The following is a 13,660-nucleotide window of genomic DNA, read 5'->3' as shown; positions in this document are numbered from 1 at the left end:
AGATGTCACCGGTGATCGACTCCACCCACCTGCCGCCGGTCGAGCTGCGTACCGAGCGCCTGCTGCTGCGGCCCTGGCGCCCCTCCGACCGCGAGCCCTTCGCGGAGCTCAACGCCGATCCCGAGGTCATGGAACACTTCCCCGCCACGCTCAGCCGCGAGCAGAGCGACGCGCTCGCCGCCACCAGCGACGACCTGATCACCCGGCAGGGTTGGGGACGCTGGGCGCTGGAGCGGCTGGACACCGGCGAGTTCATCGGCTTCACCGGCCTGCACCGGCCGACGTTCGAGGCCCCCTTCATGCCCGCGACGGAGATCGCCTGGCGGCTCGACCGCGGCTCGTGGGGGCACGGCTACGCGAGCGAGGCGGCCGGCGCCGCGCTCGGCTTCGCCTTCGACCGGCTCGGCCTGGCGGAGGTGGTCTCCTTCACGGCCACGGTCAACACCCGCTCCAGCGCCGTCATGCGCCGCCTCGGGATGGTCCACGACCCCGAGGGGGACTTCGACCATCCCGTCCTGCCGCCCGGCCACCGGCTGCGCCGCCACGTCCTGTACCGCCTCACCGCAAGCGACTGGCGCCGCGCGAGCAGGTAGCCCGCCTCGGCGGCGGGTCAGCCGCCGCCCGGAGGCGGCCCGCGTCTCAGCGCTTGTTGACGCGGATGGAGATGATCGTGCCGGGCGGGATGGTGGCCGAGGAGACCTGGCCGGGAGAGACCCACGGGCCGACGTTGTAGACGTACCCGACGGCGGGGTTGACGTGCAGGACGGTGATCGCGATCTGGTGCTGGCCCGTGCCGCCCGTGCAGCGGCTCTCGGCCGTGGAGCCGTTCACGCTGGAGGTGCAGCCGTCGGGGACGGCGTGGGCGGCCGGGGCGAGGCCCGCGAGCAGCGCGGTGGTGAGCAGGGTCGCGGCGGGCAGGCCGGTGGCCCACTTCGTCACCCCCCGGACCGACGCCCGCCGGCCGGGACGGCCCGCAGACGGCCCGCAGACGGCCCCGGACATGCGAAACGGCCCCTACCGTGCGACGGAGCCGCAGGTAGAGGCCGTTTTCTCTCAAGCAGACATCTTCTTCTTGAGGTTCTCGTCCAGGGCGGCCAGGAAGTCCTGGGTGGTGAGCCACTTGGCGTCGCCGCCGACCAGCATGGCGAGGTCCTTGGTCATCTGACCGCTCTCGACGGTCTCGATGCAGACCTGCTCCAGCTTGTTGGCGAAGTCGGTCACGGCGGGGGTGTTGTCCAGCTTGCCGCGGTGGGCCAGGCCACGCGTCCACGCGAAGATCGAGGCGATCGGGTTCGTGGAGGTGGGGTTGCCCTTCTGGTGCTCGCGGTAGTGGCGGGTCACGGTGCCGTGGGCGGCCTCGGCCTCGACGGTCTGGCCGTCGGGGGTCATGAGGACGGAGGTCATCAGGCCGAGCGAGCCGAAGCCCTGGGCGACGGTGTCGGACTGCACGTCGCCGTCGTAGTTCTTGGCGGCCCAGACGTAGCCGCCCTCCCACTTGAGCGCCGCGGCGACCATGTCGTCGATGAGGCGGTGCTCGTAGGTGAGCCCGGCCTTGTCGAAGTCGGCCTTGAACTCGGTCTCGAAGACCTCGGCGAAGATGTCCTTGAAGCGGCCGTCGTACGCCTTGAGGATGGTGTTCTTCGTCGACAGGTAGACCGGGTAGTTGCGGGCCAGGCCGTAGCGCATGGAGGCGCGGGCGAAGTCGCGGATCGACTCGTCGAGGTTGTACATCGCCATGGCGACGCCGCTGCCCGGGAAGTCGTACACGTCGAGCTCGATCGGCTCGGAGCCGTCCTTCGGCGTGTACGTGAGGGTCAGGGTGCCCTCGCCGGGGATGACCAGGTCGGTGGCGCGGTACTGGTCGCCGAAGGCGTGACGGCCGACGACGATCGGCTTGGTCCAGCCGGGCACGAGCCGCGGCACGTTCGACATGATGATCGGCTCACGGAAGATCACGCCGCCGAGGATGTTGCGGATGGTCCCGTTCGGGGACTTCCACATCTTCTTGAGCCCGAACTCCTCGACCCGCGCCTCGTCGGGGGTGATGGTGGCGCACTTCACACCGACGCCGTACTTCTTGATGGCGTTGGCGGCGTCGATGGTGACCTGGTCGTCCGTCGAGTCCCGGTACTCGATCCCCAGGTCGTAGTACTTCAGGTCGACGTCGAGGTAGGGAAGGATCAGCTGGTCCTTGATGAACTGCCAGATGATCCGGGTCATCTCGTCGCCGTCGAGCTCGACGACCGGACCCTCCACCTTGATCTTGGGCATGCGAATGGTTCCCCTTCAATGAATGGATGCGTTGAGGCTATCGGACCGTCCCGTCAACCGGCCAAAAGGGACAGGAGCCAGGCCTTGAACCCGTTGTTGTACAGCGCGAGCGAGGTCAGGGCCATGAGGAAGCCGAACGCGATCAGCGTGAAGACGTCCGTCTTCTTGTCGCGGACGGCCAGTTGCCCGTCGAACCCGGCGAACCGGAGCGCGGCGGCGACCATCAGCACACCGCCCAGCGCGAACCCGCCCCAGCGCGGGTCCACCAACAGGATCACGAGCACGGCGGCGACCGCTCCCGCCACGATCAGCGGGAACGGTCCCCAGCGTTCACGTTCGTTCTCTCGGCTCAACGCTCTTCTATTGGCTTCCACTTCTGATCGCGCTCGCCAATGTATTCACTGTCGGGCCGGATCAGCCTGTTGTCGGCATGCTGCTCGATCACGTGCGCGGTCCAGCCGGACATGCGGCTGATCGAGAAGACGGGGGTGAACAGGTCCGTCGGAATGCCAAGGTAGTGGTAGACCGACGCCGCGTAGAAATCGACGTTCGGATAGAGGCCCTTCGTCTCGAAGACGACCTCCTCCATCTCCTTCGACATCCGGTAGTAGGTGTCGTCGCCGGCGGCCTCGGCCAGCTCGGCGGACATGCGGCGCAGGTGCGTCGCGCGCGGGTCCTCGGTCTTGTAGACGCGGTGGCCGAAGCCCATGATCTTCTCGCCCGCGGCGAGCTTGTCGCGCACGGCCTGGGCCACCCCGCCCGGCGGGATCGACTCCAGGGTCTTCATGACCTGCTCGTTCGCGCCGCCGTGCAGCGGGCCCTTGAGCGTGCCGATGGCCGCGACGATGGCCGAGTGCATGTCCGACAGGGTCGCGGCGCAGACGCGGGCGGCGAACGTCGAGGCGTTCATCGTGTGGTCGGCGTGCAGCACCAGGCACTCGTCGAAGATCTCGACCGCACGCCGCTCGGGGGCGCGTCCGGTGACCTGGAGCAGGAAGTTGCCGGCGATGCTGAGCTCGGGGTCGGCCTCGGGGGCCGCGCCGCCGGTGCGCGCGGCGTGGTAGCGGGCGACCAGCACGGGCTGCTGCGCGGTCAGGCGGGCCGCCTTGCGCAGGTTCGCGTCGGGGGCGGTGGAGTCCTTGTCGGGGTCGTCGGCGCCGGAGAGTGAGACGAGGGAGCGGAGCGCCTCCATGGGTTTCTGCTTCTCGGCGATCTCCGCCACGTTGGCGGCGACCAGCGCGCCGAGCTCCCTGCCCTGGGCCAGGTCGGCGTTGTACGCCTCCAGCTGGGCCCGGTCGGGCAGCCTGCCGTGCTGCAGCAGGTACGCGGTCTCCTCGAACGTCGCTCGGCCGGCCAGATCGTGGATGTCGTATCCACGGTAGAAGAGGCGACCGGCCTTGCCGTCGATGTCGCTCAGCGCTGTGGACGCGGCGACGACATCGGCCAGGCCTTTCGTGGGCTTGTCCGCCATGAGTGTTTCCTCCGCTTATCTTCCTCCGAAGTCTACCCGTGAGCAGGTAAAACCGTCCGCAGAGGTCCAGACCAATTTCACAGGGGATTCTCCTTTCGGCAAAGGAGATTCCGCATCCCCTCGGTTGGGTAAGCCGGAGCTGTAGTAATAGTTACGGCGGGCTACCTGGGGAGGAACTGCCGTGGAGGGGCCGTTCATACGCATCGAGGACACCGGCGACGTGGTCCCGTTGCGCCCCGAGATCACGACGGTCGGGAGAGGCCGGGGTGTGGACATCCGGCTCACCGACCCCAGTGTGTCTCGACTCCATGCCGAGTTCGTCAGACGAGGACCCTACCTGTACGTCGTTGATCTGGGCCTGTCCCGCAACGGCACACGGGTGAACGGCAGGCCGATCGCCCGGAGGGTCCTTGACGACGGAGACGTCGTCTCGTTCGGCGCGGCGCGGGGTCGCATCGGTGGAGTCCCCCGTGAGGACTTCACCCCCGAGGTCGAGCTGCGCAGGGCGGCGGCGCCCGAGCTGACCAGGCGCGAGGTCGATGTGCTGACCTCGCTCTGCAGGCCGGCGCTGTCCGACGAGGCGTTCGTCGCTCCGGCGACGGCGCGCGAGATCGCCGACGACCTGGTCGTGACCGAAGCCGCGGTCAAGCAACACCTGCTGCGGCTGTACCAGAAGTTCAGGATTCCTGAGGGCACCAACCGCCGCACGCGCCTCGCCAACGAGGTCGTCGCGCTCGGGCTGGTGCGCCCGACTCCTGTGGTGCCACCACAGCGGTCGGCGGGCGCCGCGGCTGAGCAGCAGCCGTCGGCGGCCGGTAGGAGGGCTTCCTAGAGGGAGCCAGATCGCGACCGGGGCTTCGGCGAGGGGTTCCGGCAGCGTCGGAACCATCGAGAGATCACTGCGCTCATCCCTGCTGGGCGCGGAACGGGCGACGGCGGGCGACCGCGGGCCGACAGGCCGGTGGCGCGCGCCGTGCTCGACGCCGGTCAGGGAACGCGCCGGCGACGCGCGCTGGTGAGCCATGCGCTCGTCGCCGGAGGTCAGCGTTCCTTCACCGGTGTCCTTCAGATCACCCGGAAACCGTGGCTGGGCTTGCTGGTCCTGTTGGCCCGGTCGACGGCGACCGCGTAGTAGTGGTCGCCGCGCTTGCCGTCGGGGTCCGTCCAGCGGATCTGGCGGTCGGCGGGCACGACCGCGACCAGGTTGCGCGCGTCGGCGAAGGCGTTCTGGCCGGCCTCGTCCGGGAAGCGGAAGATGGCGAACTGGAACGGCTCGTCCCGGCCGGTGGCGACCACGCGCACCTCGACGCCGCCGGTGCGGCGCAGCGCGTACGCCACCACCGGGCGGCGCGGCGGCTCGCCGTTCGCCAGGCGGGGCAGCACGGGCGCGAGCGCGGGCCGCTGGTAGTGGTCGTTGACGGCGGTCGTGATGGAGGCGAGCCGGTCCACCTTGACGTCGTTGGCGTTGTACCAGATGTCGCCGCCGACCTCGGGGTGGGCGCGATTGAGCGTCAGGTGCCTGGACAGCTCGTCCGGCTTCTGCCACTCGGCGGCCTGGGCCGGGTCGCCCGCCTTGTACGCCGCCTGCCCGATCCACAGCAGCGTGTTCGTGCCCGCGGCCACGTCCGACCACCACGGGACGAGCTTGGAGTAGTCGGCCGGCGGCTGCCCGATGTACCAGTAGAGCTGCGGCGCGATGTAGTCCAGCCAGCCCTTCTTGACCCAGCCGCGGGTGTCGGCGTGCAGGTTGTCGTAGGACTGGCCGCCGTTGGTCTCGGAGCCGAGCGGGTCGGTGCCCTTGTTGCGCCAGATGCCCGACGGGCTGATGCCCCAGGCGATCTCCGGCTTGGCCTGCAGGACGCGCTGCTGCATCTCGCTGACCATGAGGTCGACGTTGTTGCGCCGCCAGGAGGCCAGGTCGGGGAAGCCGGCGCCGTACTTGGCGAACGCGGCACTGTCGTCGAAAGCAGTGGTGTTGGTCGGGTAGAAGTAGTCGTCGAAGTGCAGGCCGTCGATGTCGTAGCGGGTGATCGCGTCCATCATCGCGTCCTGGCAGAACTTGCGGACCTCGGGCATGCCCGGGTTGTAGTAGAGCTTGCCGCCGAACGGCAGGATCCAGTCGGGGTTCTTGCGGCCGGGGTGATCGGGGTGCAGCTTGCTCGGGTCGGGCTGCATCGACACGCGGTAGGGGTTGAACCAGGCGTGGAAGGCCAGGCCGCGCTTGTGGGTCTCCTCCACGGCGAACCCGAGCGGGTCGTAGCCGGGGTCCTGGCCCTGGGTGCCGGTCAGGTACTGCGACCAGGGCTCGAACGGCGACGGCCAGAACGCGTCGGCGGTCGGCCTGATCTGCACGAACACGGAGTTGAGCTTGCGCTGCACGGCCACGTCGAGCCAGGCCAGGTATTCGGCCTTCTGCTCGTCGGCGCTCAGCCCCGGCTTCGAGGGCCAGTTGATGTTGACCACGGAAGCGATCCACATGCCGCGCATCTGACGCAGCGGGGGGACGTAGTCTGCCTGGGCGAAGGCCGGCAGCGGCACGGCGGACGCGGCGGCGGCGAGAGCGAGACCCTTCAGGAGAGTCCTTCTGCTGGGCATGGGGGGTGGCCTCTCGACAATGGTTGTGTCGAGGGCGACGATGACAGAAAATTACCTTCAGATCAACAACCGTGAAGGAAAATGCCGCATGAGCGCAGAGCTGGTCCGACTTGCGATGACGGTGCTCCAGCCGGGGTTCGAAGGGACGTCGCCTCCCGACTGGCTGCGCCGCGCGCTGGGCGAGGGCCTAGGCGGCGTCATCCTGTTCGCCCGCAACTCCATCGGCGAGCAGCTCGTCCGTTCGGTGCGCGCCGAGAACCCCGGCGCGATCGTCGCGATCGACGAGGAGGGCGGCGCGGTCACCCGGCTCGAAGTGCTCGCCGGCAGCTCCTTCCCCGGCAACCGGGCGCTGGGCGTGGCCGACGACGTCGAGCTGACCGAGCGGGTCGGCCGGCAGATCGGCCGGATGCTCGCCGAACTGGACATCTCCCTCGACTACGCCCCCTCCGCCGACGTGAACGCCAATCCGGAGAACCCGGTCATCGGCGTGCGCTCGTTCGGGCCCGACCCCGAGCTGGTCGCCCGGCACACCGTCGCGTACGTGGCCGGGGTGCAGGGCGCGGGCGTGGCCGCCTGCGCCAAGCACTTCCCGGGTCACGGCGACACGACCACCGACTCCCACCTGGCGCTGCCCACCGTGCACGCCTCGCGGGCGGTGCTGGACGAGCGTGACCTGCCGCCGTTCCGGGCCGCCATCGCGCACGGGGTTCGCTCGATCATGTCCGGCCACCTGCTCGTGCCCGCGCTCGACCCGTCGATGCCGGCCACGCTCAGCCGCAGCGCCCTGACCGACCTGCTCAGGGGCGAGCTCGGCTTCGACGGCGTGGTGGTCACCGACGCGATCGAGATGCAGGCCGTGGCCGCCATGTTCGGCCCCGGCGAGATCGCGGTGCGCGCGCTGGCCGCCGGCGCCGACACGATCTGCGCCGGCCGGGCCGACGAGCGCAGCCTGCACGAGATGCGCGACGCCATCGTGGAGGCGGTGCGCACGGGCCGGCTGGCGGAGGAGCGGCTGGCCGAGGCGGCCGGCCGGGTGCTCGCCCTGTCCACCTGGTACGCCGAGCGGTCCGAGCTGCGCGAGAAGGCCCGCGCCGACGTCGACGAGGGCGTCGGCCTGGAGGCCGCCAGGGCCGCGCTGACCACCACCGGCACCGCCGTGCTCGACCGGGGGCCGCTGGTCGTGGAGGTCAACACCCGCCTCAACCAGGCGGTCGATCCCGCCACGCCGACCGGCATCGCGGCGGCGCTGGCCGCCCGGCTGCCGAACACCGCCAGGGTGCGCCTCGACCGCGACGGCGAGCTGCCCGCCTTCGACGACCGTCCCGTGGTGCTCGTGGTGCACGACGCGGCCCGGCATCCGTGGGTGCGCGAGGCGCTGGCGCGGGCGCTGGCCGTCCGGCCCGACGCGATCGTGGTGGACACCGGCATCAGCGACGCGCCCGTCGGGGCCGCCCACCTCGCCACGCACGGCATCTCCCGCGTCTCCGCGCAGGCGGCGGCCGAATGGCTGACCCGTTGAACACCGAGCCCGCGAACCCGGTCGCCACCGTGCGGGCGGTGCTGCCGTCGCTGACCCCGGCGGCGCAGGCCATCGGGCGCATCATCCTGGACGACCCGGGGCTGGTCGTGCGGAGCACGATCACCGAGTTCAGCGCGGTGTCGGGCACCAGCGAGGCGACGATCGTGCGCACCGCGCGGGCGCTCGGCTTCGCCGGTTACTCGCAGATGCGCTTCGCGCTGGCCGCCGCCGTGGCCAAGCAGCCCGAACGTCTGGTGCCCGGCGACCTGGCCCCCGACGACCCGCTGACCGACGTGATCGCCAAGGTGGCGCGGGCGGAGTCCGACGCGCTGGCGGACACGGCGGCGCAGCTCGACCCCGACCAGCTCGGCGAGGTCGTCCAGGCCATCGCGGTGGCCCGGCGGGTGGACGTCTACGGCGTGGCGGCCTCCGGGCTGGTGGCCGCCGACATGTCGCAGAAGCTGCTGCGCATCGGCCTGTCCAGCCACCCGTTCAGCGACGCCCACCTGGCCCTGACCAGCGCGGCGCTGCTGCGGGACGGCGACGTCGCGGTGGCCATCAGCTGCAGCGGCGAGACGCCCGACGTGCTGGTCCCGGCCCGTACGGCGGCCGAGGCGGGGGCGCTGATCGTGGCCATCACCAACAACCCGCGCTCGTCGCTGGCCGACCTGGCCAGCCACACGCTGGTGTCGGCCGGCCGGGAGACCGCCTTCCGGCCCGGCGCGCTGGCCAGCCGGATCAGCCAGCTGCTGATCGTCGACTGCATCTTCGTCGGCCTGGCCCAGCGCACCTACGACCGGGCCGAGGCGGCGATCCGGGCCACCCGCGACGCGACCGACCGCTACCGCAACCGGTGACGGACGACCGGCGACCGGCAGGAGGGCGTCAGGCGCGGGTCACCGAGACCTTCGCCAGGTCGGCCTCGATGCGCGCCGCCGTGGCCAGGAGCTCCGGCAGCAGCCCCGTCCTGACCTGGTGCAGGCTGGTGCGGCCGGCGTGCGTGGAGACGTTCACGGCGGCGACCGTACGGCCGGCGTGGTCGCGTACGGGCGCGGCGACGGACCGCAGGCCCTCCTCCAGCTCCTGGTCCACCATCGCCCAGCCGCGCAGGCGCACCTGCTCCAGCTCGGCCCGCAGCGCGTCGGGCCGCACGACGGTCCTGGAGGTCAGCCCGCGTAACGCGGCCCGTCCCAGGTAGTCGTCCAGGTCGCCGGGCGGCAGGGCGGACAGCAGCACCCGGCCCATCGACGTGCAGTAGGCCGGGAAGCGGGTGCCGATGCTGATCGACACGCTCATGATCCGGGCGGTGGCGACGCGGGCGACGTACACGACGTCCTCGCCGTCGAGGACCGCGACCGAGGCGGACTCGTGCACCTCGGCGGCCAGGCGTTCCAGATGGGGACCGGCGATCTCGGGCAGCGACAGGCCGGACAGGTAGGCGTACCCGAGCTCCAGGACGCGCGGGGTGAGCGCGAACAGCCGGCCGTCGTTGCGCACGTAGCCAAGGTCGGCGAGCGTGATGAGGAAGCGCCTGGCGGCGGCGCGGCTGAGGCCGGTCGCCCGCGCCACCTGGGTGAGCGTCAGCTCGGGCGCCGCGGCGCTGAACGCGCGGATCACCGCCAGCCCTCTGGCCAGCGACTGCACGTGATCGACCATGGTGATCCCTTGACAGAAGCCGACAAGGGCGTAGTTTCCGCCATATGGAGCTGTTCGGACAGAGAATACCTGTGCGCATAGCGAACACCTAGGGACAGCCGTGCGTCGCAGGCAGCAGCGTGTGGCGATCGCGCGGGCCGTGGCCTACGAGCCGCAGGTCCTGCTCATGGACGAGCCGTTCGCCGCCGTGGACGCGCAGACCAGGGCCGACCCGGAGGACCTGGCCATCGACCTGCCGCATGACCGGGACCAGCTCACCACCCGGTCGCTGCCGCGTTTCGGCGAGCTGCGCGGGCAGGTCTACCGGCGGATCCAGCAGGCGAGAGGGGCACGATGAGCACAGTGCGGGCGGCGGCGTTCGAGGTGCTGCGGCGGTACGGCCTGACGACGATCTTCGGCAACCCCGGCTCGACCGAGGTGTCGCTGCTGACCGGCCTGCCGGACGACCTCCGCTTCGTGCTCGCGCTGCACGAGGGCTCGGTCGTCGGCATGGCCACCGGCTGGGCCGTCGGGCACGCCGAGCCCGCGCTGGCCGTGCTGCACACCACGGCCGGGCTGGGCAACGCGGTGGGCGCCCTCGCCACGGCCCGGGTGAACCGGGCGCCCCTGGTCGTCCTGGTGGGGCAGCAGGACCGGCGGCACCTGGCGCTGGAGCCGTTCCTCGCCGGGCGGCTGGCCGGGCTGGCCGGCGACTACCCGGTGTGGACCGACCAGCCGGTGCGGGCGCAGGACGTGCCCGGCGCGCTGACCAGGGCCTTTCACGAGGCGGTCACGCACCGGGGCCCCGCCCTGGTCGTGGTGCCGATGGACGACTGGGACGCGCCCTTCGCCGGCGAGACCCCGGCGGCCCCGGCCCGGGTGCTGCGGCCCGCCGCCGTGCCCGACGCCGGCCTGGCGCCGCTGGTCGAGCTGCTGGCCGGGGCGCGGTCCCCGGCGATCGTGGCGGGGGCGGGGGCGGCTTGGGGGCCGCTGGTGCGGTTGGCCGAGCGGCTGGCGTGCCCGGTGTTCCAGGAGTCGTTCGGGGCGCTGGCGGGGTTCCCGCAGGACCATCCGCAGTACGCGGGGGTGCTGCCGGCCGACCGGGAGCGGCTGCGGGCCGTGCTCGCGCCGCACGACGTCGTGCTGGCCGTGGGCGCGCCGGTGTTCCGGCAGTACCCGTACGCGCCGGGGCCGCTGGTCGAGCCGGGGACGGCGGTCGCCGTGGTCACCGACGACCCGGCCGAAGCGCACCGGAGCCCGGCCGACCTGGCCGTCCTGGCCCCGCCGGGGGTCGTCTGCGAGCGGCTGGCGGCCCTGCTGCCAGCCCGTCCCGCCGCTCCGGCGGCCGTTCCAACGGCCCCGGCTCCTGAGGCGCCCGGCGGGGAGCCGTTGCGGCCCGCGTACGTGCTGCGCGAGCTGGCCCGGCGGCTGCCCCGCGACGTCGTGCTGCTGGAGGAGACCCCGTCGTCCCGTCCCGACCTGCACCGGCTGGTCCCGGCCAGGAACCCGCTGGGCTTCGTCTCGGCGGCCATGGGCGGGCTCGGGTTCGCCGTGCCGGCCGCCGTCGGCCTGCGCATGGCGCTGCCCGGACGCCCGGTGGTCGCGGTCGTGGGCGACGGCTCGGCGCTGTACGGCGTGCACGCCCTGTGGAGCGCCGCCCACTACCGGGTGGGCGCGCTGTTCGTCGTGCTCGCCAACGGCCGCTACGCGGTCATGGACCGGCTGGCCGACCGGCAGGGCGGCAAGGCCCCCTGGCCGCCGTTCGCGGAGGTGGACATGGCCGCGCTGGCCAGGTCGCTGGGCTGCCCCGCCCGGCGGGTGGACGGCCCCGCCGAGCTGGGGGCCGTGCTCGACGAGGTGATCCCGTCGCTGGCCGCCCGCGAGGAGCCCCTGCTGCTCAACGTCACCGTGGCCGTGGACCGGGACTTCCGGCCGTGAGCCGGCTCACCAGGCCGGAGGGCGGCGACCGTCGTCGGCTGCCGGGTCGAAGCAGAGCTCGGGGGCTGCGTCCGGCTTGAAGACCTCCTCCAGGGCCCACCGCTCGTACGGGCGGGCGCACGGCGGCGCGCCGGCGATCGCCAGCTCGCGGGCGTCGAGGTCCATGACGACGGAGTAGACCGTGTGGCACTCCTCGGCCGGGCCGGCGTCGGGGTCGAGGTGGCGGCAGACGCCGTCGGGGAAGGAGTAGTGGTCGCGCAGGGCCGCGACGACGTGTTCCAGGCCGACCGCGCGCTCGGCGGCGGCGTCCTCCAGCAGGTGGCGCACGCGTTCGGGGCGCAGCAGGGTCAGGCCGGACCTGGCCGCCTTCATGTCCTCCAGCGGCAGCTCGGCCTCGAAGTGGTTGGCGTGGGTGAGCAGGCCGTCGCGCGGCAGCAGCGCGCCGAACGCGCCCGGAGCCACCTCCAGGTCGATGGCCTCGCCTCCGGCGTCGGCGATGAGCAGGTTGCCCGAGGAGACGCGCGGCACGTCGAGCACCTTGCGGTGGGCCCGGCTCATGCGGTCGGACTGCAGCACCCCGCGCAGCAGGAAGTGGTACGGGACCCCCGCCCCGGCCTGGTCGCGGTCGGACTGCAGGCGGTTGGCGCACACCCCGAGCCCCGCCGAGTTGAGCCCCGACTTGGCGAGCATGCCCGCCTCGGCCAGCGTGAGCACCGCGAACCCCTCGGGGTCGCGGGTGGCCAGCAGGAAGGTGACCGCCCCCTGCTCGGGATGCCAGTCCCAGTTCTGGGCGAGCAGGGTGTGGCCGTCGCGGGTGTACTTGGGCAGGACGGCCAGCGCGGTGCAGCCGTCGTCGTGGTAGCCGGTGCCGTCGAGCAGCTCGGTACGGGCGTTGAGCGCGGCGATGTGCTCGACCGGCTGCCCCGCGCCCGCCGCCAGGCCCGCCAGCATGGCGGCGATGCTCGGGTCGTACGCCCTGGCCACGTCGAGGAAGGTCTGGCCCCAGCGCAGCACGTCGGCCGAGGAGAGCCCGGACTTGTCGCGGAACCGCCGCAGGTAGGTCTCGACGCTCCGCTCGACCAGGTCTGCGGTGCGGTGGCCGACCTCGGCCCCCATCTCCTCGTAGGTGCCCTCGACAGCGATGAGCGGGGTGTCCATGAATCGGCCTTCCGTGATGGGGGTAGGGCTGGCTCTTCTTCCCATTCCCCCCATCAGGGCTTCATCCCCCGATCACTCAGGAACGCTCGGCCGCCTCCACGACGTTGGACAGCAGCAGCGCGCGGGTCATCGGCCCGACCCCGCCCGGGTTGGGCGTGAGGAAGCCGGCGACCTCCTCGACGTCGGGGGCCACGTCACCGGCGATCTTGCCGTGGACCCGGGAGACGCCCACGTCGAGGACGGCCGCGCCGGGCTTGACCATGTCCCGCGTGATGAGCTCGGGCACGCCGGCCGCGGCCACGACGATGTCGGCGCGGCGCACGTGGGCGGCCAGGTCCTGGGTGCCGGTGTGGCAGAGGGTCACCGTGGCGTTCTCGCTGCGGCGGGTCAGCAGCAGGCCGAGCGAGCGGCCGACGGTGATGCCGCGGCCCACCACGACGACGTCGGCGCCCTTGATGGGCACGTCGTACTCCTGGAGCAGCAGCACGATGCCGTGGGGCGTGCAGGGCAGGGGCGCGTCGACCATGTGGACGAGGCGGCCGAGGTTGACCGGGTGGAGGCCGTCGGCGTCTTTGGCCGGGTCCATGCGCTCCAGCAGCGCCATCGTGTCGATCTGCTTGGGCAGCGGGAGCTGGACGATGTAGCCGGTGCAGGCCGGGGACGCGTTGAGCTCGTCGACGGCCGCCTCGACGTCCTTCTGGGTGGCGGTGGCCGGGAGGTCGACGCGGATGGAGGCGATGCCGACCTCGGCGCAGTCGCGGTGCTTGCCCGCGACGTAGATCTGGCTGCCCGGGTCGTCGCCCACCAGGACGGTGCCCAGGCCGGGCGTGATGCCGCGGTCCTTGAGCGCGGCCACCCGGGTCGCGAGGTCTGCCTTGATCCTGGCGGCTGTCGCCTTGCCATCGAGTTTCACTGCGCTCATGCCGTCAATCCTTCCATGACTGCTCGGCTTCCCGGCACCGGCCGCGCGCCCGTCCACAGTTTTTCCACAGATGGGAGGCAGGCGGCGTCCGTTGTCCACAGGGGAACGATGACATCGTTGTCATCGATCAAGGAAGGGCATATCGTGTCGG

General features: G+C 71.9%; 13 protein-coding genes and 1 pseudogene. 6 read left to right on the top strand and 8 right to left on the bottom strand.

The window, feature by feature from the left end; all coding sequences use genetic code 11:
• The first annotated feature begins 11 nt into the window (after positions 1-11).
• Positions 12-593 carry a GNAT family N-acetyltransferase gene (locus tag AB0J46_RS34195; protein ID WP_364338235.1) on the top strand — a complete coding sequence of 194 codons (582 nt, stop codon included), beginning with the start codon at positions 12-14 and terminating at the stop codon, positions 591-593.
• Positions 594-639: 46 nt separating this feature from the next.
• Here the strand turns inward: AB0J46_RS34195 and AB0J46_RS34190 are convergent, their stop codons facing one another.
• From AB0J46_RS34190 to AB0J46_RS34175, 4 genes are all read right to left on the bottom strand, one after another.
• Complete coding sequence (locus tag AB0J46_RS34190) at positions 640-939, bottom strand: hypothetical protein (protein WP_364338234.1); 300 nt, start codon at positions 937-939, stop codon at positions 640-642.
• A gap of 114 nt (positions 940-1,053) precedes the next feature.
• Positions 1,054-2,271, bottom strand: coding sequence for an NADP-dependent isocitrate dehydrogenase (locus tag AB0J46_RS34185; RefSeq protein ID WP_358282324.1), 1,218 nt, complete (start codon positions 2,269-2,271; stop codon positions 1,054-1,056).
• A 53-nt stretch (positions 2,272-2,324) separates the two neighbouring features.
• Positions 2,325-2,624, bottom strand: a complete 300-nt coding sequence (locus AB0J46_RS34180; RefSeq protein WP_364338233.1) for a DUF3017 domain-containing protein — start codon at positions 2,622-2,624, stop codon at positions 2,325-2,327.
• A complete protein-coding gene (locus tag AB0J46_RS34175) occupies positions 2,621-3,742 on the bottom strand; it encodes a citrate/2-methylcitrate synthase (RefSeq protein ID WP_364338232.1) in 1,122 nt (373 codons plus the stop codon). The genes AB0J46_RS34180 and AB0J46_RS34175 overlap by 4 nt, the downstream gene beginning before the upstream one ends.
• Positions 3,743-3,923: 181 nt before the next feature.
• Between AB0J46_RS34175 and AB0J46_RS34170 the strand changes: the two genes are divergently transcribed.
• A complete protein-coding gene (locus AB0J46_RS34170; RefSeq protein ID WP_352362084.1) occupies positions 3,924-4,574 on the top strand; it encodes an FHA domain-containing protein in 651 nt (216 codons plus the stop codon).
• A 233-nt stretch (positions 4,575-4,807) separates the two neighbouring features.
• On the opposite strand, the gene AB0J46_RS34165 is transcribed toward AB0J46_RS34170, so the two are convergent.
• Positions 4,808-6,337 (bottom strand): family 10 glycosylhydrolase, encoded by a 1,530-nt coding sequence (locus tag AB0J46_RS34165; protein WP_364338231.1) that lies wholly within the window; start codon positions 6,335-6,337, stop codon positions 4,808-4,810.
• 88 nt (positions 6,338-6,425) lie between these two features.
• Here AB0J46_RS34165 and AB0J46_RS34160 point away from each other — a divergent pair, with 88 nt between their 5' ends.
• Positions 6,426-7,856 (top strand): glycoside hydrolase family 3 protein, encoded by a 1,431-nt coding sequence (locus AB0J46_RS34160; protein ID WP_364338230.1) that lies wholly within the window; start codon positions 6,426-6,428, stop codon positions 7,854-7,856.
• Positions 7,841-8,713 carry a MurR/RpiR family transcriptional regulator gene (locus tag AB0J46_RS34155; protein WP_352328557.1) on the top strand — a complete coding sequence of 291 codons (873 nt, stop codon included), beginning with the start codon at positions 7,841-7,843 and terminating at the stop codon, positions 8,711-8,713. The genes AB0J46_RS34160 and AB0J46_RS34155 overlap by 16 nt, the downstream gene beginning before the upstream one ends.
• A gap of 28 nt (positions 8,714-8,741) precedes the next feature.
• Here AB0J46_RS34155 and AB0J46_RS34150 read toward each other — a convergent pair whose 3' ends face one another.
• Positions 8,742-9,512, bottom strand: a complete 771-nt coding sequence (locus tag AB0J46_RS34150) for an IclR family transcriptional regulator (RefSeq protein ID WP_364338229.1) — start codon at positions 9,510-9,512, stop codon at positions 8,742-8,744.
• 112 nt (positions 9,513-9,624) lie between these two features.
• Between AB0J46_RS34150 and AB0J46_RS34145 the strand changes: the two are divergent.
• Positions 9,625-9,849: pseudogene (locus AB0J46_RS34145) on the top strand (ABC transporter ATP-binding protein); the annotation flags it as partial.
• Positions 9,846-11,429, top strand: a complete 1,584-nt coding sequence (locus AB0J46_RS34140; RefSeq protein ID WP_364338228.1) for a thiamine pyrophosphate-dependent enzyme — start codon at positions 9,846-9,848, stop codon at positions 11,427-11,429. The pseudogene AB0J46_RS34145 and the gene AB0J46_RS34140, both read left to right, overlap by 4 nt.
• A gap of 6 nt (positions 11,430-11,435) precedes the next feature.
• Here AB0J46_RS34140 and AB0J46_RS34135 read toward each other — a convergent pair whose 3' ends face one another.
• Both AB0J46_RS34135 and AB0J46_RS34130 read right to left on the bottom strand, forming a co-directional pair.
• Positions 11,436-12,587 (bottom strand): C45 family peptidase, encoded by a 1,152-nt coding sequence (locus AB0J46_RS34135; RefSeq protein ID WP_364338227.1) that lies wholly within the window; start codon positions 12,585-12,587, stop codon positions 11,436-11,438.
• 76 nt (positions 12,588-12,663) lie between these two features.
• On the bottom strand, positions 12,664-13,509 hold the full coding sequence (locus AB0J46_RS34130) for a bifunctional methylenetetrahydrofolate dehydrogenase/methenyltetrahydrofolate cyclohydrolase (RefSeq protein WP_352329176.1): 846 nt from the start codon (positions 13,507-13,509) through the stop codon (positions 12,664-12,666).
• Between the last annotated feature and the right edge of the window lie 151 nt (positions 13,510-13,660).

The sequence above is a fragment of the Nonomuraea sp. NPDC049758 genome, from assembly GCF_040674635.1.
In the GTDB taxonomy this organism is placed as follows: domain Bacteria; phylum Actinomycetota; class Actinomycetes; order Streptosporangiales; family Streptosporangiaceae; genus Nonomuraea.
This window is presented reverse-complemented; position numbering and strand designations above follow the sequence as displayed.